Here is a 25168-nt window from a genome sequence, read left to right as displayed (position 1 = left end):
GGGATCTACCCTGGAAACAATTCCACCAATCGCCCCAGTGCTTTGCGCAAGGGTTTGCGCTCTTCGCTATCGGATACGCCCAAGCGCACGACGGTCAGGCGTTGGCGGGGGGAGATCAGGATATATTGACCGTTGTGCCCGACGCAGGCGAACAGGCTGCGCGGGCCGGTGCCGGGGAAGAGGGTGGCGTTTTCGCTCTCGCGGTTGAGCCAGATGTGGCCGCCATAGGCCGGTTCGCGGGCGCTGGGCGCGGTCATGAACTGGACCCAGCGGGCGGAGAGGATCTGTCGTCCGTTGGCACGGCCGCGATTGCGCAGGAACTCGCCGAACTTTGCGTAGTCACGCGCGGTCATGTGCATGATGCTGCCGCCGATCATCGTGCCGCGCGCGTCGAATTCGGGGGTCAGGCTGGGTAGACCGACAGGCTGTTTCAGCCGCCCTTCGACGAATTGCATCATTGCGGCGCGGCGGGTTTCCGGGTCCGGGCTGTCGGTCAGCATCCGGGTGAGAATGTCGCTCAGGATCACGCTGGTCGCGCTGCTGTAGTTGAACTGCGCGCCGGGTTGCTGCGCCATCGGCTTGGCCTCGGCATAGCCGGCCATGTCGCCCGCGCCATCGGTAAAGAGCATGCGTGCCGTGTCGGTCCTGGCGATGGCGCCGCCTGCTTCGCTCGCATCCTCGGCATGGGCGAGGCCCGATGACATGGTGAGCAATTGGCGCAGCGTGATCGCGCCACGTGGGTCGCCTGCCTGATTCCACGCCGGGACGGGCGCAGGCGAATCGAGTGCAAGGCGACCGTCCGACACCATCAGGCCGATCAGCACCGCCGTCACGCTCTTTGCCATCGACCAGGACAACTGCTTCGTTTCCGGGCCGAAGCCGGGGGCATAGCGTTCCGCGACGATCTCTCCATCGTGCAGCACCAGCAGCGCGCGCGTGTCGCCCATATCGTCCGCATCGAAAATCGCGTCGATGGCACCGCGCAGTGCGGTTTCCGATACGTCGCTATCGGCGGTCACGGTGTATTGGCCCGCCGGTTCGCTCTGGCCCGGTACGGCGGAGGCCAACAAGGCGAGGGGCGCCAAGCACAGGCTTGCGCGCAGCAGAGATTTCGTCTTCATGGCGCCGCTCATAGCATGGCATGGCATTGCGGAAAGGGGCGGAAAGGGGAGACATGTCGAACAGTCGCAAATGGCGCATCGGCGCGTCGATCCTGAGTGTGGCGCTGCTGGCGTTCATCGCATGGCATTGGCGCGGCTGGACCGCGCAGGCGCAGGTGGGGGCAGCCTATGGCGCACGCATGACCTGTTCCTGCCGCTATGTCGAAGGGCGCAGCATGGAAAGCTGCAAAGGCGATACCGAGCCGGGGATGGAAATCGTGTCGATCCGCGATGTGCCGGAGGATAAAGCAGTGACGGGGCGTGTGCCACTGATGGCGAAGCGCACGGCACGCTGGCGCAAGGGGTTCGGCTGTTTGCTGGAGGATCGCTAGGCGATTTCCAGCACCGCCGCCTGCGTTTCCGCGATCCAGCCGCCACCCAGAACGCGCTCGCCATCGTACAGCACCGCCGCCTGACCCGGCGCGACGCCTAGCTCCGGCGTATCGAAGATGAGGCGTCCGTCCTCCAGCCGGGCAGGTACCGGGCGCGCCATCGAGCGGACCTTGGCAGTCAGCGGGCCGGTAAAATCGTCGCCCAGCCAGTTGATATCGGTGAGCGTGGCGGAAGCCACGGCCAGCGCCGCCTTCGGTCCCACGATCACGGCGCGCTGCGCGGGATCGATGCGGATGACGTAGAGCGGTGCCGCCTGTCCGCCGATTTCCAGCCCCTTGCGCTGTCCCACGGTGTAGTGAATCAACCCGCGATGCTCGCCCAGAACGCGCCCGTCGATATGGACGATGGGGCCACCGTCGTCCGCATCGGGGCGGACGCTGCGCACGATCTTGGCATAATCGCCATCGGGGACGAAGCAGATGTCCTGACTGTCCGGCTTGAGCGCCACCGACAGGCCCAGTTCCTCGGCAATTGCGCGCACCTGCGGCTTGGGCATGCCGCCCAGGGGGAAGCGGAGGTAATCGAGCTGCGCGGCGGTGGTGGCGAAGAGGAAATAGCTCTGGTCGCGCGCGGGATCGACAGCGCGATGCAACTGCGCGCCGTGCGGCCCCATCACGCGGCGGACATAATGACCGGTGGCGAGGCAATCGGCACCCAGATCGCGGGCCAGCGCGAACAGATCGGTGAACTTCACCCCCATATTGCATTTGACGCAGGGGATGGGCGTGCGCCCGGCCATATATTCGTCGGCAAAATCGGCGATTACCGAATCGCGAAAACGGCTTTCATAATCGAAGACATAATGCGCGATACCGAGTCGGTCGGCGACCGCGCGCGCATCGCGAATGTCCTGCCCCGCACAGCAACTGCCGGTCCGTCCGGTCGCTGCGCCATGATCGTAAAGCTGTAAGGTGACGCCGATCGTCTCCGCGCCGGTACGCGCCGCGAGCGCCGCAACGACGCTCGAATCCACCCCGCCAGACATGGCGACGACGATGCGGCGCGCCGAAATCGGCGCTTCCAGTTGAAAATCACCCTGCATGATCGCTTGCCCATAGCCCGGAATACGGGACTTTTCCACCCTGCTTAACGCCGTCTTCAGATCGCCTAACAGGTTATGACCGCTGTTTTTACCGCACCTTATCCTTTCCCCTCTACGAGAGACTCATGGATTTGAGTTTTTCCAGGATAGCTGCCCCGAAAGGCTCCGCTGCATTGCCAGCGGATGCCGTTCGCCCGGTGGAGCTTTCCGTCCTGCTGGCGGCATCGGCCGCGCAGCAGGCGGCCAGCCCGACGGGACAGTGCATGATATCCTTCCTGCGGGGGCAGGATCGGGAAGACGACAGAGTTCATGTGCTGGCCCGGATTTTCGGGGCACGCACACTGGGCGTGATCGACGCCAATTGCCTGGCGGGCAGTTTCAACCCGCGGGTCGCGAAGGAGTTAACGGTGGGACAAAAGTGATGAATTTGGCGTTTACCGTGGCGCTTTAGTCGTTGTTCAATGCTGTGGTCCACAATGGCCACATGATCCGAACAGCGAAAGCCAAAGGGTTTGGAATGCCGGTGCCGTTATTGAGGTGAGAATGATCGAGAACCAAAAAATCCGCCCCGCCCAAGTGGTTGGGCCGCTAGGGGAGCCGCTGACCCTCGACAGCCTGCCGCCCGCAGGAACGACCCGCTGGGTCGTCCGCCGCAAGGCAGAGGTTGTGGCTGCCGTCAACGGGGGTCTGCTGACCGTCGATGAAGCGTGCGCCCGCTATTCGCTGACGCTGGAAGAATTCGCCGGATGGCAGCGCGCCGTCGATCGTTCGGGGATGCCGGGGCTGCGCGTCACGCGCATCCAGCATTATAAATCGCTGTACGAGCGCCAGCAGAAATACTGATCTCCCCCAGGAGCCAACGTTCGTGAGAGGATGCTGAGGAAGCCGCCTGCGCCCCCATTGCAGGCGGCTTTTTTCGTGCGCAAGCCAGCGAAAGGCCCGCCGGGAATAGATCGCCAACCGAAATATCTTTTCTGAAAAGCGTGGAACGCGCCGCGGTTTTCGCCGTTTAGCTCCTCGTATTATCCGGGCAGAGGGGCTCGGCGGAGGAGAATATCATGAATCTTATCATCTGGCTCATCATCGGCGGCGTCATCGGCTGGCTCGCGAGCATCGTCATGCGCACGGATGCGCAGCAGGGCATATTCCTGAACATTATCGTCGGTATCGTCGGTGCGTTCCTGGCCGGTCTGTTCCTGTCGGGCGGCACCATCAACAACAGCGATTTCAGCCTGTCGTCGCTGCTGGCATCGTTCGTCGGCGCGGTCGTGCTGCTGGCAATCGTGAATCTGGTGCGTCGCGGTCGCGTCCGCTAAATTTCCGACACATCTGATTTTCTGAAAGGCTCGCCCCTGTGGGGCGGGCCTTTTTCGGTATCTGCGCTTTGCAAAGAATCAATTTGTGCGAAAGCGAAACGACAGGATCATTACCCATCGTTTCGGATCGAACTGTGTTTGCGTTACCACAGCACCCCGGCGGCATGTGGCGGAGCGGCCAGAGGGCTTGCAAACGCCGCAAAACCAGCGCATTCAGCGCTGGGTTCGCTGCATAATCTATCGTAAACGACGGGGCACTTTTCTCGCTTGAGAACGGTGCTATATTCAGATAATACAGCTGCGGGCAGTCGGGGCCAGATCTGGGGATTTGGCCACCGCGCATAAAAGTGGACGGGCATGAATTACGAGACACAGTTCGCGAGCGATGTGAACATGGAACCGATGGGCATCGACGAAGATCGCGCGCGCAAGCGGCGGCGGATCATTATCGCCATCGTGATTGCTGCGGTCGTATTGATCGCCGCTGCCCTGGCTTTTGGAAAAAAGAGCGACGGTGCCGCCGATTCGGCGGGCGGTGCCGCTGTCAGCGCGCCGGTCGTGACCGTGCTCAGCCCAGGCCAAAGCTCGGTGCAGCGTACTGTGACGGCAACCGGTTCGCTCAACGCCCGTATCGACATGCCCGTGGGTGTCGTCGGCGAAGGCGGGCAGGTGGTGCGCGTGCTGGTGCAACCGGGCGACTGGGTGCGCGCGGGTCAGACGCTCGCTGTCATCGAACGCTCGGTGCAATCCGAACAGGCCAAGTCTCTCGCGGCACAGATTGCTGTAGCGCAGGCCGATGCCAAGCTCGCCAAGGCGCAACTGGACCGTGCGCGGCAACTGGTGGGCCGCGGATTTATCTCGCAAGCCGATATCGACCAGCGGGAGGCGACGCTTGCTGCCTCTAACGCGCGGGTGGGCGTCGCGCAGGCGCAGCTCGCCGAACAGCGCGCGCGCAACGGACGTCTCGATATACGGGCGCCGGCATCGGGCCTCGTGCTGACGCGCGCCGTCGAGCCGGGGCAGGTGGTCGGCACCGGCAGCGGTGTCCTGTTCCGTGTCGCCAAGAATGGGGAAATGGAATTGCGCGCGATGCTGAGCGAAGCCGATCTGGCGCGTGTCAGGTCTGGCGTTCCTGCCAGCGTTACGCCCGTCGGCGGAACGCAAAGCGTGGCAGGCCATGTGTGGCAGGTTTCCCCCGTGATCGATCCGGTGAGCCGTCAGGGCATTGCCCGTGTCGCCGTGCCGTATACCCCTGCGATCCGTCCGGGCGGTTTCGCGGCCGTCAGCATCGTCACCAGCACCGGCGACGCGCCGCTCCTGCCGGAATCGGCGGTGCAAAGCGATCCTGCTGGCAATTACGTCTATATCGTCAATGCCAAGAATCAGGTCGAGCGTCGCGCCGTTACGGTCGGTCAGGTATCGAGCGCCGGGGTTGCCGTCACCAGTGGGTTGAACGGAAAGGAACGCATCGTCGCTTCGGCAGGCGCGTTCCTCAATCCGGGTCAAAAGGTGAAGCCGGAACTGCAGAAGACCGATTCACAGAAGACAGCCGGTTAAGCCGCGCACCGCGCGAACAGAGGCAAAGACATGAGCTTTCGCAACATATCGGCCTGGGCCATCCGCAATCCGGTCACGCCCATCGTGCTGTTCGTGGCGCTGCTGCTGGCAGGTGTCGTCAGCTTCATGCGGATGGACGTCAACAATAATCCGGACATCAGCTTTCCGGCCGTCAACGTCACCGTGACGCAGCCGGGCGCTGCGCCGTCGGAGCTGGAAACGCAAGTGACCCAGCGGATCGAGGCGGCTGTTCGCGCCATCAGTGGGGTCGATGAAATCACGTCGGTCGCCAGCGAAGGCAGTTCCAGCACATTCGTGCAGTTCGCCATCGGAACGCCGGTCGATCGCGCGGTGGCGGATGTGAAGAATGCCGTCGATCAGGTCCGCAGCGATTTGCCCGATGGCATTTTGGAACCGCAGGTCACCCGCGTCGATATCGACGGCGGCCCAATCGCCTATTTCAGCGCCGAAGCGACCGACATGACGCTCGAAGAGCTGAGCTGGTATGTCGATAACACTGTTGCCAAGCGGTTGCTGGGCATTCAGGGCATGGCTGCGGTCAAGCGCAGTGGCGGCGTCAGTCGTGAAATCCGAGTGATTCTGGACCCTGCCCGGATGCAGGCGCATGGGATAACCGCGTCGCAAGTGAACCAGCAATTGCGGCAAGTAAATTTGAACGCCGCCGGGGGACGCGCCGAAATCGCCGGAGCGGAACAGTCCGTGCGCGTTCTCGGCAATGCGCAGGACGCTTACGCCCTCGGGCAGACCCAGATCGCGATCAATGGCGGACAAACCGTCAAGCTGGCGGACATTGCCGACGTTCGCGACATGTTTGCCGAACAGCGCTCGCTGGGGCTGATGAACGGGCGTCAGGTTACCAGCTTCAGCCTGGAAAAAGCAAAGGGCTCGTCTGACGTCGTGGTGTACGACGAAGCGATGAAGGAGCTGGATAAGCTTTCGAAAGAAAATCCGAAAATCACGTTCAAACAGCTCTTTACGAGCGTCGATTACACCAAGGGCCAATATGAATCGGCCATGGCCGCTATGGTCGAGGGCGCGTTGCTGGCCGTCGTCATCGTCTTCCTGTTCCTGCGGGACTGGCGTGCGACGATGATTTCCGCGCTGGCCATTCCGCTGTCTGCGATACCGGCTTTCTGGTTCATGGACATGATGGGGTTCACGCTCAACAGCATCTCCCTTCTCGCGCTCAGCCTGGTGGCCGGTGTGCTGGTCGATGACGCCATCGTGGAAATCGAAAACATCGTACGCCACATGCGCATGGGCAAATCCGCCTATCAGGCATCGATCGACGCCGCCGACGAAATCGGCCTTGCGGTGCTGGCGACGACGATGGCCATCGTTGCCGTGTTCCTTCCCGTCGCGCTGATGCCGGGCATTTCGGGTCAGTTCTTCATTCAGTTCGGTATGACCGTCGTCGTTTCCGTGCTGCTCAGCCTGGCCGTCGCGCGCCTTATCACGCCCATGGTGGCCGCCTATTTCCTCAAGGCGCATGGCGAGGCCACGCATGGCGAAGGCTGGATGATGGATCGCTATATGAGTGTTCTGCGCTGGTCCCTCGATCAGCGCGCGGCCGACCGGGTGCGTGGCTGGGACAAGTGGCAGCATAAGCTCGACAATGCCCGCAATGGCTTTTCGCGCGCCTGGATCAGGCTGCGTCGCCGCGTCCGCTCGATGCTCGTCGATCACCGGGTGTGGACAGGCGCTTTGGGTGTGCTGGCGTTCGTTCTGACGATCGTTGCGTTCGCCACGTTGCCGATGGCGTTTCAGCCCACGACCAATAATGACTTCAGTCAGGTCAAGATCGAAATGGTGCCGGGCAGCACGCTGGAACAGACCCGCAGGGTCGCGCAACAGGTGTCGGAAATGGTGACGGGGGATGGCCGGGTCGTCGATGCGGCCTTTGCCGATATCGAGCCGACCTCTGCCGACATTTTCCTGACGCTGCGTAAAGATCGGCCCATGTCCTCGGTCGACTGGGAGCGGTCGGTGGCACCCAAGTTCCGTGAGGTCGCGGACGCCCGAGTGAATTTCCAGTCGCAATCGGGCGGGGGCTTCGGTCGCGATCAGATCATGATGTTCGGCAGCGACAACCCTGAGTTGCTCGAAAAGACCGCCAATCAACTGGTCAAGGAAATGGCCGGGCTGAAGCAACTGCGCGATCCGCGGGTGCAAGGCGACATGCAGCGGCCTGAAATCATCATCAAACCCCGCATGGACCTCGCCGCCAGCATGGGCGTCACGACGGCTGCCCTCAGCCAGACGATCCGCATCGCCACACTGGGCGATATCGATCAGAACAGCGCCAAATTCTCGCTGAGCGACCGGCAGGTGCCGATCCGGGTGTCGCTGCAGGAAGGATCGCGCAAGGATCTGTCGACGATCGAGAATCTGCCCGTGCCGACGGCAAACGGCGGATCGGTTCCGCTCAAGGTCGTCGCCGATATCGAATTCGGGGCCGGGCCGACGCAAATCCGTCGCTATAACCAGATTCGCCGTATCGTCGTGGGTGCCGATTATGCGCCCGGCGTCGTGACCAGCGATGCCTCGAAATTAATCAATGCCCTGCCCACGATGAAGAACCTGCCGCAGGGCGTTCAGAAGCTGAACGTCGGCGATGCCAAGTGGCAGGCCGAAATGATCCAGAATTTCGTTATTGCCGTGCTGTCCGGTGTCTTGCTGGTCTTCGCGGTGCTGGTGTTGCTCTACAAGCGGATCATGCCGCCGTTCGTGAACATGGGGTCGCTATTGCTGGCGCCATTGGGCGGCCTCATCGCGCTGCACATCGCCGGCCAGCCAGTTTCGATGCCGGTGTTCATCGGATTGCTGATGCTGCTGGGCATCGTGGCGAAGAACTCGATCCTTGTCGTCGATTTCGCGCTGGAGGAAATCTACAAGGGCGTGCCGAAGCATGAGGCGATCATCGATGCAGGGCACAAGCGCGCGCAGCCCATCGTGATGACGACCGTGGCGATGGTCGCCGGCATGGTGCCGACTGCCCTGTCGCTAACCGGGGACGGCGCATGGCGTCAGCCGATGGGCATTACCGTTATCGGCGGGTTGATCCTTTCGACCGTGCTGACTTTGGTGATCGTCCCTGCGACCTTCAGCCTGGCCATCGGCGTCGAAAGTTGGCTCGGTCCCCGCCTGACGCGCGGCCTGCTGACCTACCGCAAAGGCGACGATGTCGAACAGGATGGCGCGCATCCACATGGCGAAGCGGCGCAGCCTGCCGAATGAACCGGATATTTCGGGCTGTTGTTGCCTGAACGAAACGGCGCGCGGATCGTTGAGCGGAACATGAAACTGTTTCGCTTCGATCCCGCGCCGGTTCCCGTCAATGGCGCGCGGCGTATGCGGACCATCGCCACCGGCGTCCTCATCGTCATGGCGCTGACCTTCGCCATCTCGCGCAGCTTCGCTCATGTGCACCCCGCCATCGGCTATGTGCAGGCCTTTGCCGAAGCGGCGATGGTGGGCGGATTGGCCGACTGGTTCGCTGTCACCGCGCTGTTCCGCCATCCGCTCGGCCTGCCGATACCGCACACTGCGATCATTCCCCGCAACAAGGACCGCATCGGCGATACGCTTGCCGCCTTTCTGCGCGACAATTTCCTTACCTCCGCTGTCGTGGCGCGCCGGATGCGGCGCGTCGACGTGGCGTCGGCAGCGGGCCGCTTTCTCAGCCAGCCTGCCGCCGGCGACGGACGATTGCGCCAGGGCGCGTCCCGCCTCGCCGCCAACCTGCTGGAAGCGCTGGATGAGGAACGTCTTGGCGGGATGGTCAAAGGGGCCATCGCCCAGCGCCTGCGCGCGCTCAATATCGGGCCGCTGGTGGGGCAAGCGCTGGAAGCCGCCATGCGGGACGGTCGACACGCCCCGGTGCTGGACGGCATCGTGCGCTGGGCGGGACGTACGCTCGAAGCGAACGACCATCTCATCCGCGAAATGGTGCATGCGCGGGCGGGCAAGGTTTTGCGCTGGACGGGTCTGGACGAGAATGTCGCCAATGCGATCATCAGCGGTTTGCAGAAGCTGCTCGACGACATGGCCGAAGACCCCGGACATCCCTTGCGGGCGAAGGCGGAGGAGGGATTGCAGAAGCTGGCCTTCGATCTGCAGTTCGATCCCGACATGCAAGCGCGCGTGGCCAAGATTCGGGACGAGATCGTCGAGAACCCGGCAATGCAACGGTGGATCGGTGGATTGTGGGAACAGGGCCGCGCAGGTTTGCTCCGCGCTGCGCGCGATCCTTCCGGCGCGATGGCCGGACGTTTCGGGGAAGCGCTGCGTCAACTGGGCGGCACGTTGCAGGACGATGTGCAATTGCGCGCCGTGCTCAATCGCTTCGCACGCCGCACGGCGGTCGGCGCGACAGCGGCCTATGGCGACAATATCGTCAAGCTGGTGAGCGAAACGGTGCGGGGATGGGATGCCATTACCGTTACCAGTCGCCTCGAAAACGCCGTGGGACGCGACCTTCAATATATCCGTATCAACGGCACTCTGGTCGGCGGACTGGTGGGCCTTGCACTCCATGCGGTGGATACATTGCTATAATGATGTACAGCCCATGCTAAAAATTACGCCCGGTATGGAACTGTTGGTGCAATTGGGCATTTTCGTTGCTCAAACTGGCAATATGAAATGACAATGCGTGTTCTGATCGTTGAGGACGAAATATTCGTTGCTCTGGGAATCGAAGAGATAGTGGCCGAAGCCGGGCTATCCGTGGGTGCCATCGCGGCTGACAGGGCCGCAGCGATCGAATCCGCCGCACTTTGCGATATAGCGCTTGTAGATCTCAACTTGCGCGATGGCCCCACCGGTCCCGAAATCGGCAGAATATTGGCCAAAGAGTTCGGCATCCGTGTCATCTACGTCACTGCGAATCCTGCGCAGATTGGCGATGCCGCCGACGCGGCCCTGGGTGTCATTACCAAGCCATTTCGTAGTGAGACGGTAAAAGCGGTATTGGCCTTTGCCAGAGCCGATAATGACGCCGAGCAGTTCGAATATCAGTCGATTGCCGGATTTACGCCGTTTCTGCCCAGACCCGGCTCATTGCGCGGCTCGGAATATGCAGAGTAACAGCCAGACCATTTGGTAACCATTCCCGCACGATCTTTCCGCCAAGCTGTCGCTCGACGCTCAAGGATATCAGGCGCGTGCCAAAGCCAGCTTTTTCCGGTGCCCGGACGACTGGCCCGCCATGTTCGCGCCAAAGCAGAACGCAATCGGCGCCGTCCCGTGAAACATGAAGGTCGATATGGCCCTCGGCAGTGGACAAGGCGCCATATTTGGCGGCGTTGGTTGCCAGTTCGTGAAACAGAAGCGCAAGAGGCGTGGCCGAACGGTCATCGACCACCTGATCCTCACCGGACAGCGTGACGCGCGATTGCCGATCCGACTGATAGGGCGCCAAAAGCTGCAATATCACGCCAAACAGGCTGGTCTGGCCCATTTCCGATGCTGATGCAGAACTGTGCGGACGGACGAAATCATGCGCGCGGCCCAGCGCTATTACGCGATCGCGCAGCTCGCCTGCGATATCCGCCATTTCCGGATGCTCGCGGGCGGAAAGATTGATCAGCCCCGCGATCACGGAAAAGATGTTCTTGATGCGATGGGACAACTCGTGCGTGATGACTTCGCGCTCTTCCATCTCCATTTTGCGCTCATGAATGTCCGTGCACGTCCCAAACCATCTGGTTATCGTCCCGTTGACATCCCGGATCGGTAAAGCGCGACCGAGCGTCCAGCGATACTGACCGCTATGATGACGCAGGCGATATTCGATCTCATATGGCGCCCCGGTGGCCAGGGAATGGCTCCATAGCTGCCAGGCTTTTTCCCGATCGTCAGGATGGAACATGCCGTTCCATTCCTCTCCGTCAGTCGATCCCTCCGGCATGCCGGTAAATTCATACCAACGGGCATTGTAATAATCGTGATAGCCGTCGGGCAGGGTGGACCACACCATTTGCGGCATCGCATCGGCCAGCGTGCGAAACCGGCCCTGACTGTCCTCCAGCGCGCGGGCGCGGTCGGCTGCTTCTTTCCGAAAAGCACCGTCCTTGCGACGGGCCTCAAGGAATGCCGTGACCTGACGGGCCAGCAGCGACAGGCCCTGCGCCTGCAATGGAGTGAGGCCTTCGCGGGGCGTGTAATCTATGACGCACAATGCTCCCAGAGGCACACCCTCCGCCGACAGCAAGGGCGCGCCGGTGTAGAAGCGGATATATGGGGATTGCGTAACCAGCATATTGTCCGAAAAACGCGGGTCCAGCGTCGCGTCGGGCACCGTGAACAGCCCCTCTCCACGCATCGCGTGTACGCAGAACGACAGTTCGCGTGGCGTCTCGCTCGCATCTATTCCGGTGCGCGCGATGAAACGCTGGCGTGTATCCTCGACGATGCTGACGACAGCCGTCGGCGTATGGCACAGCGCGCTGGCGAAAGCGGTTATTTCATCCAGTTCATCGAACCCCTCGGCGCCGAGGTCGTACTGGCGTAACAGCGCCAGACGATCGGTCTCGGTCATCTTGCCTGAAGGTATCAGCGCGGGCGTCTCAGCCATCGCTTATGCGTTCGATGTCTGCTCCCACAGCCGATAGTTTCTCTTCCAGACGCTCATAGCCGCGGTCCAGATGATAGACGCGGCTGACGAGCGTTTCGCCCTCTGCAGCGAGGCCCGCCAGAATAAGGCTCATCGACGCGCGCAGATCGGTCGCCATCACGGGTGCGCCGGTCAGTTGGCTGACGCCGCGGACAATTGCGGTGCGACCGTTGACGCTGATGTCCGCGCCCATGCGTGCCAGCTCCGGCACATGCATATACCGATTTTCGAAGATCGTTTCGGTCAGCACGCTTGCGCCATTGGCCAGCGTGAGCATGGCCATGAATTGCGCCTGCATGTCCGTCGGAAAGGCGGGGAAGGGAGCGGTAGAAATCGTCAGAGGCCTCAATTTTCCATCCGACACAACGCGGATACCGTCCTTGAGTTCCTCGATATGTACGCCCGCTTCACGCATCGCCGCCAGAATGGCGTGCATATCCCCCGGATTCGCGCCGATCAGGTCGAGGCTGCCGCCCGTGATCGCGGCCGCGCAGGCATAGCTGCCAGCCTCGATACGGTCGGGCATGACACTGTAGGTCGCGCCATGCAGGCGCTTTTTACCGTGCACGGTCAGCGTACCGCCGCCGATTCCTTCGATCTCTGCACCCATGGCGACGAGCAAGCGGCACAGATCGACGATTTCCGGTTCCCGCGCGGCATTTTCCAGGATGCAAGTGCCGTTCGCCAGCACCGCCGCCATCAGCGCGTTCTCTGTTGCGCCCACCGAGACTACGGGGAAGCTGAACGTGCCGCCGGGAAGTCCACCGTCCGGCGCGCTGGCACGCACATAGCCTGCCGCGATTTCGATAATCGCGCCAAAGGCCTCCAGCGCTTTCAGGTGCAAGTCGATGGGCCGGTTGCCGATGGCGCAGCCGCCGGGCAACGACACGGTCGCTTCGCCTGCACGTGCCAGCAATGGCCCCAGCACGAGTATCGACGCGCGCATCTTGCGCACGATATCGTAGGGTGCTTCGGTCGACGTGACCCGACCCGCGCGCAGCGTCATCACACGGCCGAAATCTTCGGGCCGTGCGCCTTCGATCATGGTCGAGACGCCAAGCTGATTAAGCAGATGGCCGAAGCTGTCGACATCGGCGAGGCGCGGCAGATTGCGCAGCGTCACCGGTTCATCGGTAAGCAGCGCGCAAGGCAGCAAAGTCAGCGCTGCATTCTTGGCGCCGGAGATGGGAAGACGGCCGTTAAGACGGGCACCGCCGCGAATGTGAATTTGGTCCATTATCCCGCTTCATAAGCCCTATTGCGGGCCATGCAAGGCATCCACCCCTCGCAAAAAAATTCGAATGCCGCGCGGCGCGCAACTATTTGACGATAAATCATGAATTGCGAAACGCCGATTAATCCATGTTGATGCAGCGCCAGGAAATGCAGCCAAAAGCCAATCCGGGCGTTCTGACGTCGTAACAATTGGTAAAAAGGTGAGCGCGTGACAGGCAGTTGTTTCGCAGAAAGATTGGAAAAGCACATTCCGCTGAACGAAGCGGAGCGGCGCGCCCTTGCGCGTCTTGAGGAATCGCAGCGCAAGGTTAAGCGCGGCGTCATAATCCAGCGCACGAATGAGCCGGTGAACGAGCTGTTCGTGCTGCGCCACGGTCGTGTGATGAGCTATATCATCCTGCCCGACGGCAGCCGCCAGATATTGCGCGTGTATTTTCCCGGCGATTTCATCGGATCGGCCAGCACGATTTACAGCAAGGCACCGGAGTCGCTGGTCGCACTGGCCGATTCCGTTCTGTGTCCCTTCGACAAGGCGGGCCTTCGTGTGTTGCTTGAGGAATATCCGCGCGTCGCTGCATTGATGTTCGTGCTGTCGCAGACGGAGCGAGTGGCACTGACCGACCGCCTTGCGTCGCTGGGGCGCACGTCGGCCAAAGCGCGGGTTGCTGCGTTCCTGCTGGATATCGTCCATCGCCTGCGGGTGATGAATGACGACGTTACGGACACGTTCGACCTCAAGCTGACGCAGGAAGAAATCGGGGACGCGGTGGGCCTGACCTCGGTTCATGTAAACCGCATGGTCCGGCAAATGGAGACTGAAGGTCTGATCGCTCGATCGGATGGGCTGTATACCATATTGGACGAGAAGAAACTGACCGAGATTGGCCATTATACGGACCGCTACAGCGACCTCAATCTCGACTGGCTGCCCTCTGCCTGACGCTTAGGCCAGCAGTTCGATGTCCCAATAGAGCCAGTCGTGCCAGCTTTCGTGCAGATAGCCGGGCGGGAAGGCGCGGCCATGTTCCTGCAATTGCCAGGTCGTCGGCCGGATCGGCTGAATATGCAGGCGCATCCCGGCCTCGCGCGGGGTGCGCCCGCCCTTGCGCAAGTTGCACGGCGAGCACGCCGTCGCGACATTCTCCCACGTCGTTCGCCCGCCTGCGCGGCGCGGGATGACATGGTCGAACGTCAGGTCGTGCAGCGATCCGCAATATTGGCAGGCAAACTTGTCGCGCAGGAACAGGTTGAACCGGGTGAAGGCGGGGTGTTCGGACGGTCGCACATATTGTTTGAGCGCGATGACCGAAGGAATCTTCATCTGGAAACTGGGGGAATGCACTTCGCGTTCATAGGTCGCGACGATGTCCACCCGGTCCAGAAACACCGCCTTGATTGCGGTCTGCCAAGGCCACAGGCTCAAAGGATAATAGCTGAGCGGGGTGTAGTCCGCATTGAGAACCAGCGCCGGGCAATTTTCCGGATGCCGTATCAGGTCGGGATGGTACATAGAAAAGCCTCTACCCCCTATCTGTCGCGCTGATCGCCGATAAACGTGACATGCGCATGACAGCATTACCACCATCGCCCGTCAAGAGTCTGTATGATGCCGCCGCACTTGCCACAGCATATCGTTACGCGCTTTGCGCCGAGCCCCACCGGGCGGTTGCATGTGGGGCATGGCTGGTCGGCGCTGATGGCGCATGATCTGGCGGGAGGGTCCGGGGGCAGGTTCCACTTGCGGATCGAGGATATCGACGGCGCGCGCAGTCGGCCCGAGCATGTGGCAGGGATCATGGAGGATCTTGCATGGTTGGGCCTTGGCTGGGACGGGCCGGTCGTGTTCCAGTCCCAGCGACTGGCAGCGTATGCGGCAGCGCTGGACCGGCTGAAAGCGATGGGCCTTGCCTATCCCTGTTTCTGCACGCGCGCGGATATCGCCGCGAGTGCGTCGGCGCCGCACGGACCGGAAGGGGCAATCTATCCCGGCACCTGTCGCCATGTGCCCGACGATGTGCGGGCCGACCGGATCGCACGCGAACCCCATGCCTGGCGGATCGACATGGCGCGCGCGGTGGCGATGGCCGGGCCGCTGACATGGGAGGATGCCGATCGCGGCCCGATCCCCGCCGATCCTTTGGCGGCGGGCGACGTCGTGCTGGCGCGCAAGGATGCGCCGACCAGCTACCATCTGGCCGCCACGCTGGACGATGCGGCGATGGGCGTCACGCTGGTGCTGCGCGGGCGCGACTTGCTTGCAGCGGCGGACATCCACCGGCTGTTGCAGGCGCTGCTCGATCTGCCGACGCCGGTCTATCGCCATCATGGCCTGCTGGTGGGGCCGGACGGCAAGCGTCTGGCCAAGCGCACCGGCGGCATCCAACTGGCGGAATTGCGTGCAAGTGGCGTCGATCCTTCCCGCTTGCGCGACGATTTGCGCGCCGGGGTGTTTCCGGCTGGAATTTCGCTGCAGAATACCTAGATTAGACCCATGAACACATTTCTCGTCATCCTCATCATCGCTGCAGCCTTCATGACGGTTTTCATGCTGGTGCGCGGTGTCGTCGCCTTCCTGAAGACGACGGAGGCGGAATTGAAATCGGATCAGGTCGGTCCCAGCGCGTCGAGCCTGAAACAGAACAAGGCGATGTTCGCGCGTATCGGTTTTCAGGCAGTGGCAGTGCTGCTGGTGGCATTGTTGATGTTGCTGAACGGCAAGCAATAGCGCGTGGTAAAGCTCAATCGCATCTACACCCGCACCGGCGATGCGGGGACCACCGGCCTTGTCGATGGATCGCGCGTTGCCAAGCATGATCCGCGCATGGCGGCGATTGGCGATGTCGACGAAGCGAACAGCGCCATCGGCGTGGCCGTCGTAGCATTGGGTGACACGGCGGAAGCCACTGCGCTGCGCGTGATCCAGAACGATCTGTTCGATCTGGGCGCCGATCTGGCGACGCCCGGCGAAGATTTTACACCCAGCCCCATGGCCCTGCGCATCATTGCGACGCAGGTCGCCCGGTTGGAAGCGGAAATCGACGCGATGAACGAGAGTCTATCCCCGCTCAACAGCTTCATCCTGCCCGGCGGATCGAATGCCGCAGCCGCCGTGCATCTGGCGCGCGCCATCGTGCGCCGCGCGGAACGCAGTGCTACGCTGGCGGCGCAGAGCGTGTCGCTTAACCCGCAGGCGCTTGCGTATATCAATCGGCTTTCCGACTATTTGTTCGTGCTCGCGCGGCGGGTAAATGATAATGGTGCCGCCGATGTGAAGTGGGTGCCCGGCGCTTCGCGCTGATAAATATCGTCAAAGGCGGGACATAATTTCGATTTCGTGCGCTTCATAACCGGAAGAGCGGTCAACCGCGTCGGGAGAGTTGGCAGTGACCATCGAATTTCAGAAACAGCATCGGTCCGATCCGGCCAGCCATTTTGCCTCGGTCCGTGCGCTGAGCGAAGCGCTGGTCCACCCTCTTTCCGATGCCGACGCCACCGGGCAGTCGATGGACGATGCCTCTCCGGCAAAATGGCACCTGGCGCATATCACGTGGTTCTTCGAGACGTTCGTGCTGCGCGATCATGTGCCGGGCTATGTCGCGTACGATCCGAAATTCTCCTATCTGTTCAACAGCTATTATGAAGCAGAAGGTGCGCGGCACGCGCGGCCCCATCGCGGATTGCTGACGCGCCCTTCGTTGGCGGAGATATTCAGCTATCGTCGGCATGTCGACGCAGCGCTTGTCCAAGCATTGCCAAAGCTATCGCCTGACATGACGGCATTGGTGACGCTCGGCCTGCATCATGAGCAGCAGCATCAGGAATTGCTCCTTACCGATATCCTCCATCTGTTTGCCCAGAACCCTATCGAACCTGCCATGTGGGATGCGCCGAGCGCTCTGCCGGCGCCGATGCCCCGGCCGATCCAGTGGATCGAAGGGCGGCGGGGGGTCGTGACGATCGGCCATGCCGACGATAGTTTTGCCTTCGATTGCGAAGGGCCGGCGCACGATACGCTGCTAACCCCGCACGCGCTGGCCCATCGCACCGTCACCAATGGCGAGTGGATGGAATTCATTGCCGATGGCGGATATGCCGATGCGCGCCACTGGCTGTCCGACGGATGGGCATGGGTACAGCGTGAAGGCATCGTGGCGCCGCTCTATTGGCGCAAGGACGCACAGGGCTGGACGCGCTTTGGCCATGACGGTCGCCGCCCGGTCAATCCTGCTGCGCCGGTCGCGCATATCAGCCTGTACGAAGCCGACGCCTATGCCAGTTGGGCAGGCGCGCGTTTGCCGACCGAAGCGGAATGGGAAAGTGCGGCGCAAGGTTTCGATCCCGATGGTGGCAATCAGCTCGACGAAGCCCGCTGCCCCCGTCCCCGTGCCTGCGAGCAGGCCGATGGGCTGGCGCAGATGTTCGGCGATGTGTGGGAATGGACCGGCAGTGCCTATCGCCCCTATCCCGGTTTCCGCGCAGCGGAAGGGGCCGTGGGCGAGTATAATGGCAAGTTCATGTCGGGCCAGTTCATCCTGAAGGGCGGCAGTTGCGCCACGCCCCGCGGCCATATGCGCCCATCCTACCGCAATTTCTTTTACCCGCATCAGCGCTGGCAGTTCACCGGTCTGCGTCTCGCAAAGGATATTTAGAACGATGCTGCTGACGCTCGACCGGGACGCCCCGACCACCACTGTCGACCCCGCCTTTCGCCGGGATATCATCGACGGCCTGCGCCAAAGCCCCAAACGCACCTCCGCACGCTGGTTCTACGACCATCGCGGGTCGGAATTGTTCGAAGCCATCACCGATCTGCCCGAATATTATCCCACCCGCACCGAAACGGCGTTGCTGGCAGCGCATGGCCGGGAAGTGGGCGCGCTGACAGGCGCGGGACGGGCAGTCATCGAATTTGGCGCAGGCAGCGCCATCAAGACGCCGCATCTGCTGTCCGCCATTGCGCCAGGCGCTTATGTGCCAGTGGATATCAGCGGCGATTTTCTGCGCGAAAGCAGCATCGTGCTGGCGGGGCAATTCCCCGATCTTCCGGTGCTGCCGGTCGAGGCGGACTTTACCGATGCGGTAACGCTGCCCGATGCGGTGCGGGGCATGCCGAAACTCGGCTTCTTCCCCGGATCGACCATCGGCAACATGACGCCTTATGAAGCGGTCGATCTGCTCCGCGCCATGCGGGCATCGCTGGGCGACGGCGCGATGCTGCTGATCGGCATGGACCGGGTGAAGGACGAAGCCGTGCTGGTTCGCGCCTATGACGATGCGCAGGGCGTTACGGCGGCCTTCAACCTCAATCTGCTGACCCGAATCAACCGCGAACTGCATGGCACCATTCCCATGGATGCCTTCGCGCACAAGGCGATCTGGAACGACGCAGCGGCCCGGATCGAAATGCATCTGGTCGCGACGCGCAGCACGGCATTCACGGTCGATGGCGTCGTGTTTGCGCTGGAGGAGGGCGAAAGCATCCACACCGAGAACAGCCACAAATATGGCCCCCGCGATGCCCGCCTGCTGCTGCGTGCCGGCGGCTGGCTGCCGACGCATGAATGGACCGATGCGGGCGATCAGTTTGCGCTGATGCTGGCTACGGCAGCGTAATGCGCGACCCTATTGTGCCGCGCGTTGCGCGTCCCCTCTGATTTTTGCCATAGCCTCCGCCTGCCTGTCCGGGTAGATGGCGGAACGGCATAATATCGAGAGGGAATGACAATGCAGGCTGTGGGTATCATCGGCGCGGGGCAAATGGGCGCAGGCATTGCGCAGGTTTCAGCGCAGGCAGGCTATGACGTGTTTCTGGCCGATGTGGACGTCGCGCGTGCTCAGGCGGGCAAGGATGGTATCGTCAAGCAGCTCAAGCGGCTGGTCGAAAAGGAAAAGCTGACGGCCGATGCGGCGGACGCTGCAATCGCGCGGATCATGCCCGTCGGCGACTATTCCAGCATGCATGCTGCTGGTCTCATCATCGAAGCGGCGACCGAGCGTGAAGAGATCAAGCGCGTCATTTTCGCCAAGGCCGCCGAAGTGCTCGCCCCCGACGCGGTGCTGGCGACGAACACGTCCTCCATTTCGATCACGCGGCTGGCGCAGGCATCCTCCGATCCCAGCCGTTTCGTCGGCATCCATTTCTTCAACCCTGTCCCGCTGATGGGCCTTGTCGAAGTCATTCACGGGCTGGCCACCAGCGAGCAGACGGTCAAGGTCGCAAGCGACTTCGCCACGAAAGTCGGCAAGCAGTCGGTGATCGTGAAGGACAGCCCCTGTTTCGTCGTCAACCGCATCCTCGTTCCCATGCTCAACGAAGCGTTCTTCGCGCTTGGCGAAGGCGTCGGATCGGTGAAGGACATCGACATGGGCCTGAAACTGGGCGCGGGTCATCCCATGGGTCCGCTCACCCTTGCGGACATGATCGGGCTGGACACGCTGCTCGAAGTGTTGCGCGTCCTGCAGAACGACTTTGGCGATCCCAAATATCGTCCCGCACCGATCCTCGTCAAATATGTCGAAGCGGGCTGGTATGGCCGCAAGACGGGCCGGGGCTTCTATGATTATTCGGGTGCGGAACCTGTTCCGACGATCTGAGGGGCGACGACTTTAAGAGGCTCTTATAAATCCCGTTCGTGTCGAGCGTAGTCGAGACACCTCGCGCCTAGCGCGCGCCATGTGTCCCTCGACTTCGCTCGGGACGAACGGATGAGGGTAATGTCACTGCACCGGTGTCCGGCGCCCCCCTTATGCTTCTACCGCCGCGCAACCAGCAGCTTGTCGATCTTGCGCCCGTCCATGTCGACGATCTCGAACCGCCATCCCTGATCGTCGAAATGCTCGCCCACTTCGGGCAGATGCTTGAGCACCCACAGCGCATGACCCGCGACGGTGGCGTAATCGCGATCCTCCGACAGTTCGATGCCGATCCGGTCGGCCAGCAGGTCCACGGGCATTTGCCCCGAGACCAGCAAGCTGCCATCCTCCCGCTCGACGACATCGGGTTCGTCATACAGATCTCGGTCGGATGCGAACTCTCCGGCAATCGCGGACAGCAGATCGGCGGGCGTCAAAATACCTTCGAAATGCCCATATTCGTCATGCACCATGACCATCGGCACATCGGCGCGGCGCAGCACTTCCAGCGCGTCCATCGCATCCACCTGATCCGGCACCACTTCGGCGCGGCGCATCAGCGCGCGCAGATCGAGCATTTCGCCGCGGAACAGCGCGGACATGATGTCGCGCGCCTGGACGATGCCGACGATGTCCTCGACCGATCCTTGCCCCACGGGCAGGCGAGTGCGCGGCGTTTCCAGCAACCGCGCGCGAATCGCATCGCCGTCCGCATTTACGTCGATCCAGTCGACCTCCATCCGCTGCGTCATGACTTCGCGCACCGGGCGGTCGGCCAGACGCACGACGCCCGAAATGATTGCGCGCTCGCTTTCCTCGATCACGCCCGACTTGCTGGCTTCGGCGACGATCAGGTGCAGTTCCTCCGCCGTCACATGGCTTTCGGATTCGCGCTTCATGCCCAATATCCTGAAGATCAGCGCGCTGCTGCCATCCAGCAGCCAGACGACCGGCGCAGTGACTTTCGACAGCCACAGCATCGGGCGCGCCATGATGACGGCAATGGGTTCGGGCGCGCGCAACGCGAATTGCTTGGGCACCAGTTCGCCGACGATCAGCGACGCATAAGTGGTGATGCCGATCACGAGGGCGAACCCGACCGACTGCGCCGTGTCCGGATCGATGCCCAGCCCCAGCCGCGCAATGCGCGAACCCACCGGGCCACCCAGGCTCGCTCCCGAATAGGCACCCGCCAGAATGCCGATCAGCGTAATGCCGATCTGAACCGTCGAAAGAAATTTGCCGGGGTCCGCCGATAGCATCAAGGCAACGGTCGCGCCTTTGTTTCCGCTCTTCTCAAGCCCCTGCAACCGTGCCTTGCGCGCCGACACGATGGCCAGTTCCGACATGGCGAATACGCCATTCAGGGCGATGAGCGCCAGGATGATGACGACGTCTGCCCAGGGAAAGGGCGTCAGCGGTGGGAGCGTGGTTGGGAGATCGGCCATGGTGGTCGATTACCCTAATGCCGCTATTCTGTCGGTTTCACAACAGCTACCTCATCCCCCGTTCAGTTCGCTTGTGGAACAAAGGCCGGTACAGGCTGTTTATCGCCGCACCAAGGCGCGTTGGACACGCTTAGAGAGGGACATTTTACTATGAAAATTGCACAGAAAATTCTTGGCACCGCCGGTCTGGGCGCGATGATGCTCACGGCGGCGTGCACGACCGATCCGAACACGGGCCAGCGCACCATTTCGAAGGCAGCCATCGGCGGCATCGGCGGCGCGTTGGGCGGCTATCTGCTGGGCGATCTGGTCGGCGGACGCCGCGACCGCACGGAAAAGATCGTGGGCGCAGGCATTGGCGGGCTCGCGGGCGCGGGTATCGGCGCCTACATGGACGCACAGGAACGCAAGCTGCGCGAACAAACCGCAGGGTCGGGCGTGGACGTGATCCGCGATGGCGACAACCTGTTGCTGCGTATGCCCTCTGGCATCACCTTCGCCTATAACGACGCGGCAGTGCAGCCGCAGTTTCAGCCGACGCTGAACGATGTCGCAGCAGTGCTGGCGCAATATCCCAAGACCTATATCGACGTATATGGTCATACGGACAGCGATGGATCGGATGCGTATAACCAGACTCTGTCAGAGCGCCGCGCGACTTCGGTGGCGAATTATCTGAACAGCAAGGGCGTGCAGTCTGCGCGCATCGCGACGCGCGGCTATGGCGAAACCCAGCCCATCGCGTCCAACGCAACCGAAGAAGGCAAGGCCGCCAACCGCCGCGTCGAAATCAAGATCGTCCCGGTAACCGAAGGCGACATGCGCTAATCGTAAAAAGTCTGGAGCAGGTCGGTATCCGATAGCATCGGTCGACCTGCTCCAATGACGTGTTCTGAAGCCCTTTTACGCTCTTCCGCCCTTCGTCATTATGCGAACTGCTGGAAATGACACAAGAAAATGGGCGTTTTATATGGGCTGTATCCGCATCTGCGATAGGGCGATGCATGGCTGAATGCCCCCATTAGCTGCCCAAAAACCACGCGACACATGAACGCAACATAAGCGTCATCCCCTTTTCACGGTGCAGCCATCTGCACGTCATGGATTGCTGCAATAGGTCTCCCCGCGCAATCGCGGCGTCTTGCCGCCCCGTCTTCGCAAGACGGACAAACATGGGGAAAAACCAATGTCTCATCTGACCGACGCGGCGCGTGCGCCGTTCCGTGACACCCATCTTGCGATCGAAGCGGGCGACAATAGCCTGGAAGCGATCGTTGCGGCCAATCCATCGCGCCGTTCGATTTTGAAGAACAGCCTGTTCGGCCTCACCATGCTGCCGGCGCTGGGTGCGCTTGCCGCCTGCGACGACGACGATGACGTCACTCCTACGCCAACCCCCACGCCGCCGCCCCCGCCGCCGCCGCCCGCACCCAGCTATGCGATTGGCTTTGGCTCGGTCGCCCTCAACCGCAACGACATGGTCAGCGTGCCTACCGGCTACACCGTGGACGTTATGCTGAAGGCTGGCGATCTGGTTGAAGCGGGCACGGCCTATGCGCCGGGCAGCTTCCCGTCCAGCGCGACCCAGACCAACGCCTGGGCTGGCGGCAACCATGACGGCATGGAATATTTCCCGCTGACGGGCGTCGATCCGAACACCGGCGGTCTGCTGGCGATCAACTTCGAATATCCCGACCTCAACATCCTGTTCCCCGGTGCCTTCACGGTCGGCAGCGGCACAGCGGATGAGAAGGCCATCGTCCTGTCCGCAGTCGGTGTCGCCGTGGTCGAAGTCGCGAAGGGTACGGACGGCAAGTTCGCGGTCAAGGCCGGTTCGCGCTACAACAAACGGTACAGCGGCAACACCAACTTCCGCGTTTCGGGCCCCGCCGCCGGTGTCCTGCCCGGCACGATCAAGGGCACGTTGAACAACTGCGCGTCGGGCCGCACGCCTTGGGATACCTACCTCACCTGCGAGGAAACGACGAACAACTACATCGACCCCGCACAGCCCGCGACGAGCTATGGCTGGGTATGCGAGATCGATCCGCTGCTGGAACTGGCACCGGCCACCAAGCGCACCGCGATGGGCCGGTTCAGTCACGAAAACGTGGCGTTCCTGACCGATAACGCCAACCGCGTCGCTTTCTACATGGGTGACGACTCTACGCCTGGCTGCATCTACAAGTTCGTCCCCGACCGGGCCTATAACCCGCAGAACCGCGCCGCGAATACCGATCTGCTGGACAACGGCACTCTGTACGTCGCGCGTTTCAACGCAAACGGCACAGGCGAGTGGCGCGCTCTGGTACAGGGCCAGAATGGCCTCGTCCCCGGTGCCTCCGATCCGCTCAACGTTCCCAACAGTGCCACGGCGCCGACCCCGGCGACTGTCAACTTCAACAATCAGGCCGATGTGCTCGTCAACACCGCCTCGGCCGCCCGCGTCGCTGGCGGTACGCAGATGGACCGTCCGGAGTGGATCACGGTAGCCCCGAACAAGCAGGCGATCTACGTCACGCTGACCAACAATAGCGGCCGTCGCAACGTCGACGCGCCGAACCCGCGGACGGCCAACCTGTGCGGCCATATCCTGAAGTTCCGGGAGACCGACGATTCGCCGCTCGCCACAGGCTTCACCTGGGAAGTGTTCCTGCTCGCCGGTAACCCCGCGCTTGCCGAGGATAATCTGAAGGGCAACATCAACGGCGATATCTTCTCCAGCCCCGACGGCCTGCGTATCGACCCGCAGGGCCGCCTGTGGGTGCAGACCGATCACAATCTGACTGGCTCTGTAGGGACTATCGGCGGTGTGGCGCAGACGCAGGAAAGCGCGTTCGGCAACAACAGCATGTATCATGTCGACCAGACGTCAAAGCTGTCCAAGCGGTTCCTGGTGGGCCCGGTCGGCTGCGAGATCACCGGCATTGCCTATACGCCGGACCTCAAGAACTTCTTCATCAACATCCAGCACCCCACGGGTAACTGGCCGGTGGCGGGGCAGCTGCCGCGCTCTTCCACCATCGTGGTGAGCCGCACGGACGCGCAGCCGGTCGGCAACTGATCGGGCGTTTCATACGACGAACGGAAAGGCCGGGAGCGATCCCGGCCTTTTCTGTCTTTGGGATGGCCTGTGCGGGCGCACAACCGCCGCACATCCGGCGAAAGCGGTCATTAATCCAACTTGCGGATTGTCTCTTCCAGCGTGGCGACGGTCATTCCGAATTTCCGGATGGTCATCGCATTGTGGACCGACAGGCCGTCGGGCCGCAGCGTCAGTTTCTGTTCGGCCTGCAATCCGCCCTTCATGGCGAAGCGCAGGTTCAGGACATTGTCGGTCATCACGCCCTTGACTGGCCCGGACGCATCGCTGAGCGTTCCTTCATAGCGGCCCGGCGCGACCATGCGAATGCGCCAGGACCGTTGCTTGACCGGCTTGCCTTCCTCGGCGACGACTTGCGATACGGCAAGGGCGCCATCGGCTTCGACGCGGCCCGTGCTGTCGACATGGATGGCCTTGGCGCGGGACATCATGACCTTCAATCGTGCATCGCCCACCGTTCGTCCGGCGAAAAACGCTGCCGGGTCGAATTTTCGCGCGGGTGGGGCTGCGCCGATGCTCGTCGATACGCATAGCAGGCCAAGCGCGAACAGCGCGCCTGCGCGCGTTCGCACCACATTATAACGACAGGGATTCGCCAACATCGCGTGAGACTACGCGCATGGCGTCGCCCTCACAATGCAAC

24 protein-coding genes are annotated in these 25168 nt (G+C 62.1%); 17 read left to right on the top strand and 7 right to left on the bottom strand.

The window, feature by feature from the left end; translation table 11 throughout:
* Positions 1-5: 5 nt before the first annotated feature.
* Positions 6-1121 carry a serine hydrolase gene (locus QMG56_RS16535; protein WP_281823402.1) on the bottom strand — a complete coding sequence of 372 codons (1116 nt, stop codon included), beginning with the start codon at positions 1119-1121 and terminating at the stop codon, positions 6-8.
* A gap of 53 nt (positions 1122-1174) precedes the next feature.
* Here QMG56_RS16535 and QMG56_RS16530 point away from each other — a divergent pair, with 53 nt between their 5' ends.
* Positions 1175-1492 (top strand): hypothetical protein, encoded by a 318-nt coding sequence (locus QMG56_RS16530; RefSeq protein WP_281823400.1) that lies wholly within the window; start codon positions 1175-1177, stop codon positions 1490-1492.
* On the opposite strand, the gene mnmA is transcribed toward QMG56_RS16530, so the two are convergent.
* On the bottom strand, positions 1489-2595 hold the full coding sequence (gene mnmA / locus QMG56_RS16525; protein ID WP_230187220.1) for a tRNA 2-thiouridine(34) synthase MnmA: 1107 nt from the start codon (positions 2593-2595) through the stop codon (positions 1489-1491). The two genes, QMG56_RS16530 and mnmA, sit on opposite strands and share 4 nt — an antisense overlap.
* Positions 2596-2720: 125 nt before the next feature.
* Here mnmA and QMG56_RS16520 point away from each other — a divergent pair, with 125 nt between their 5' ends.
* The 7 genes from QMG56_RS16520 (at position 2721) to QMG56_RS16490 (ending at position 10577) form a co-directional block, all read left to right on the top strand.
* Positions 2721-3017 carry a hypothetical protein gene (locus QMG56_RS16520; RefSeq protein WP_281823398.1) on the top strand — a complete coding sequence of 99 codons (297 nt, stop codon included), beginning with the start codon at positions 2721-2723 and terminating at the stop codon, positions 3015-3017.
* Positions 3018-3138: 121 nt separating this feature from the next.
* Positions 3139-3438, top strand: a complete 300-nt coding sequence (locus QMG56_RS16515) for a DUF1153 domain-containing protein (RefSeq protein WP_230186463.1) — start codon at positions 3139-3141, stop codon at positions 3436-3438.
* Between the two features lie 215 nt (positions 3439-3653).
* Positions 3654-3911, top strand: a complete 258-nt coding sequence (locus QMG56_RS16510; protein ID WP_230186464.1) for a GlsB/YeaQ/YmgE family stress response membrane protein — start codon at positions 3654-3656, stop codon at positions 3909-3911.
* Positions 3912-4268: 357 nt separating this feature from the next.
* Positions 4269-5468 (top strand): efflux RND transporter periplasmic adaptor subunit, encoded by a 1200-nt coding sequence (locus tag QMG56_RS16505; protein ID WP_230186465.1) that lies wholly within the window; start codon positions 4269-4271, stop codon positions 5466-5468.
* 30 nt (positions 5469-5498) lie between these two features.
* Positions 5499-8726 (top strand): efflux RND transporter permease subunit, encoded by a 3228-nt coding sequence (locus tag QMG56_RS16500; RefSeq protein ID WP_281823395.1) that lies wholly within the window; start codon positions 5499-5501, stop codon positions 8724-8726.
* A 60-nt stretch (positions 8727-8786) separates the two neighbouring features.
* Entirely contained in the window at positions 8787-10046 is a 1260-nt protein-coding gene (locus tag QMG56_RS16495) for a DUF445 domain-containing protein (RefSeq protein ID WP_281823393.1), read from the top strand.
* A gap of 87 nt (positions 10047-10133) precedes the next feature.
* Positions 10134-10577, top strand: a complete 444-nt coding sequence (locus QMG56_RS16490) for a response regulator (RefSeq protein WP_281823392.1) — start codon at positions 10134-10136, stop codon at positions 10575-10577.
* Here the strand turns inward: QMG56_RS16490 and QMG56_RS16485 are convergent.
* Entirely contained in the window at positions 10522-12030 is a 1509-nt protein-coding gene (locus tag QMG56_RS16485) for a PAS domain-containing protein (RefSeq protein ID WP_281823390.1), read from the bottom strand. The two genes, QMG56_RS16490 and QMG56_RS16485, sit on opposite strands and share 56 nt — an antisense overlap.
* A gap of 28 nt (positions 12031-12058) precedes the next feature.
* Complete coding sequence (gene murA, locus QMG56_RS16480) at positions 12059-13342, bottom strand: UDP-N-acetylglucosamine 1-carboxyvinyltransferase (protein WP_230186470.1); 1284 nt, start codon at positions 13340-13342, stop codon at positions 12059-12061.
* A 234-nt stretch (positions 13343-13576) separates the two neighbouring features.
* Between murA and QMG56_RS16475 the strand changes: the two genes are divergently transcribed.
* Positions 13577-14281 (top strand): Crp/Fnr family transcriptional regulator, encoded by a 705-nt coding sequence (locus tag QMG56_RS16475; RefSeq protein WP_375713716.1) that lies wholly within the window; start codon positions 13577-13579, stop codon positions 14279-14281.
* A gap of 3 nt (positions 14282-14284) precedes the next feature.
* On the opposite strand, the gene QMG56_RS16470 is transcribed toward QMG56_RS16475, so the two are convergent.
* Complete coding sequence (locus QMG56_RS16470) at positions 14285-14851, bottom strand: HNH endonuclease (RefSeq protein WP_230186472.1); 567 nt, start codon at positions 14849-14851, stop codon at positions 14285-14287.
* A 96-nt stretch (positions 14852-14947) separates the two neighbouring features.
* On the opposite strand from QMG56_RS16470, the gene gluQRS reads away from it, so the two are divergent.
* The 6 genes from gluQRS (at position 14948) to QMG56_RS16440 (ending at position 19935) form a co-directional block, all read left to right on the top strand.
* Positions 14948-15823 (top strand): tRNA glutamyl-Q(34) synthetase GluQRS, encoded by an 876-nt coding sequence (gene gluQRS, locus QMG56_RS16465; protein ID WP_281823428.1) that lies wholly within the window; start codon positions 14948-14950, stop codon positions 15821-15823.
* A 9-nt stretch (positions 15824-15832) separates the two neighbouring features.
* Entirely contained in the window at positions 15833-16066 is a 234-nt protein-coding gene (locus QMG56_RS16460) for a twin transmembrane helix small protein (protein ID WP_230186473.1), read from the top strand.
* A 3-nt stretch (positions 16067-16069) separates the two neighbouring features.
* Entirely contained in the window at positions 16070-16639 is a 570-nt protein-coding gene (locus tag QMG56_RS16455) for a cob(I)yrinic acid a,c-diamide adenosyltransferase (protein ID WP_281823386.1), read from the top strand.
* Positions 16640-16724: 85 nt separating this feature from the next.
* Entirely contained in the window at positions 16725-17990 is a 1266-nt protein-coding gene (gene egtB, locus QMG56_RS16450) for an ergothioneine biosynthesis protein EgtB (protein WP_281823385.1), read from the top strand.
* 4 nt (positions 17991-17994) lie between these two features.
* Positions 17995-18954 (top strand): L-histidine N(alpha)-methyltransferase, encoded by a 960-nt coding sequence (gene egtD, locus QMG56_RS16445; protein ID WP_281823383.1) that lies wholly within the window; start codon positions 17995-17997, stop codon positions 18952-18954.
* A 111-nt stretch (positions 18955-19065) separates the two neighbouring features.
* Entirely contained in the window at positions 19066-19935 is an 870-nt protein-coding gene (locus tag QMG56_RS16440; protein ID WP_281823382.1) for a 3-hydroxyacyl-CoA dehydrogenase NAD-binding domain-containing protein, read from the top strand.
* Positions 19936-20093: 158 nt separating this feature from the next.
* Here QMG56_RS16440 and QMG56_RS16435 read toward each other — a convergent pair whose 3' ends face one another.
* Complete coding sequence (locus QMG56_RS16435; protein WP_281823381.1) at positions 20094-21422, bottom strand: hemolysin family protein; 1329 nt, start codon at positions 21420-21422, stop codon at positions 20094-20096.
* 150 nt (positions 21423-21572) lie between these two features.
* Here QMG56_RS16435 and QMG56_RS16430 point away from each other — a divergent pair, with 150 nt between their 5' ends.
* Together QMG56_RS16430 and QMG56_RS16425 are read left to right on the top strand one after the other, a co-directional pair.
* On the top strand, positions 21573-22250 hold the full coding sequence (locus tag QMG56_RS16430) for an OmpA family protein (RefSeq protein WP_230186478.1): 678 nt from the start codon (positions 21573-21575) through the stop codon (positions 22248-22250).
* 358 nt (positions 22251-22608) lie between these two features.
* A complete protein-coding gene (locus QMG56_RS16425; protein WP_281823379.1) occupies positions 22609-24486 on the top strand; it encodes a PhoX family phosphatase in 1878 nt (625 codons plus the stop codon).
* Positions 24487-24596: 110 nt separating this feature from the next.
* On the opposite strand, the gene QMG56_RS16420 is transcribed toward QMG56_RS16425, so the two are convergent.
* The gene (locus QMG56_RS16420; RefSeq protein ID WP_281823377.1) at positions 24597-25127 is read right to left on the bottom strand and encodes a DUF3833 family protein; all 531 of its coding nucleotides are present in this window, start codon (positions 25125-25127) and stop codon (positions 24597-24599) included.
* Between the last annotated feature and the right edge of the window lie 41 nt (positions 25128-25168).

It is taken from the genome of Sphingobium sp. BS19 (genome assembly GCF_027925545.1).
In the GTDB taxonomy this organism is placed as follows: domain Bacteria; phylum Pseudomonadota; class Alphaproteobacteria; order Sphingomonadales; family Sphingomonadaceae; genus Sphingobium.
This window is presented reverse-complemented; position numbering and strand designations above follow the sequence as displayed.

Coding starts and splice junctions, on each gene's coding strand:
- QMG56_RS16460 (WP_230186473.1), top strand. CDS start 15,833: ATGAACACATTTCTCGTCATCCTCATCATCGCTGCAGCCTTCATGACG.
- QMG56_RS16425 (WP_281823379.1), top strand. CDS start 22,609: ATGTCTCATCTGACCGACGCGGCGCGTGCGCCGTTCCGTGACACCCAT.
- QMG56_RS16470 (WP_230186472.1), bottom strand. CDS start 14,851: ATGTACCATCCCGACCTGATACGGCATCCGGAAAATTGCCCGGCGCTG.
- QMG56_RS16520 (WP_281823398.1), top strand. CDS start 2,721: ATGGATTTGAGTTTTTCCAGGATAGCTGCCCCGAAAGGCTCCGCTGCA.
- QMG56_RS16515 (WP_230186463.1), top strand. CDS start 3,139: ATGATCGAGAACCAAAAAATCCGCCCCGCCCAAGTGGTTGGGCCGCTA.
- mnmA (WP_230187220.1), bottom strand. CDS start 2,595: ATGCAGGGTGATTTTCAACTGGAAGCGCCGATTTCGGCGCGCCGCATC.
- QMG56_RS16495 (WP_281823393.1), top strand. CDS start 8,787: ATGAAACTGTTTCGCTTCGATCCCGCGCCGGTTCCCGTCAATGGCGCG.
- QMG56_RS16485 (WP_281823390.1), bottom strand. CDS start 12,030: ATGACCGAGACCGATCGTCTGGCGCTGTTACGCCAGTACGACCTCGGC.
- murA (WP_230186470.1), bottom strand. CDS start 13,342: ATGGACCAAATTCACATTCGCGGCGGTGCCCGTCTTAACGGCCGTCTT.
- gluQRS (WP_281823428.1), top strand. CDS start 14,948: ATGCCGCCGCACTTGCCACAGCATATCGTTACGCGCTTTGCGCCGAGC.
- QMG56_RS16535 (WP_281823402.1), bottom strand. CDS start 1,121: ATGAAGACGAAATCTCTGCTGCGCGCAAGCCTGTGCTTGGCGCCCCTC.
- egtD (WP_281823383.1), top strand. CDS start 17,995: ATGCTGCTGACGCTCGACCGGGACGCCCCGACCACCACTGTCGACCCC.
- QMG56_RS16490 (WP_281823392.1), top strand. CDS start 10,134: ATGACAATGCGTGTTCTGATCGTTGAGGACGAAATATTCGTTGCTCTG.
- QMG56_RS16530 (WP_281823400.1), top strand. CDS start 1,175: ATGTCGAACAGTCGCAAATGGCGCATCGGCGCGTCGATCCTGAGTGTG.
- QMG56_RS16505 (WP_230186465.1), top strand. CDS start 4,269: ATGAATTACGAGACACAGTTCGCGAGCGATGTGAACATGGAACCGATG.
- QMG56_RS16440 (WP_281823382.1), top strand. CDS start 19,066: ATGCAGGCTGTGGGTATCATCGGCGCGGGGCAAATGGGCGCAGGCATT.
- QMG56_RS16500 (WP_281823395.1), top strand. CDS start 5,499: ATGAGCTTTCGCAACATATCGGCCTGGGCCATCCGCAATCCGGTCACG.
- QMG56_RS16510 (WP_230186464.1), top strand. CDS start 3,654: ATGAATCTTATCATCTGGCTCATCATCGGCGGCGTCATCGGCTGGCTC.
- QMG56_RS16435 (WP_281823381.1), bottom strand. CDS start 21,422: ATGGCCGATCTCCCAACCACGCTCCCACCGCTGACGCCCTTTCCCTGG.
- QMG56_RS16420 (WP_281823377.1), bottom strand. CDS start 25,127: ATGTTGGCGAATCCCTGTCGTTATAATGTGGTGCGAACGCGCGCAGGC.
- QMG56_RS16430 (WP_230186478.1), top strand. CDS start 21,573: ATGAAAATTGCACAGAAAATTCTTGGCACCGCCGGTCTGGGCGCGATG.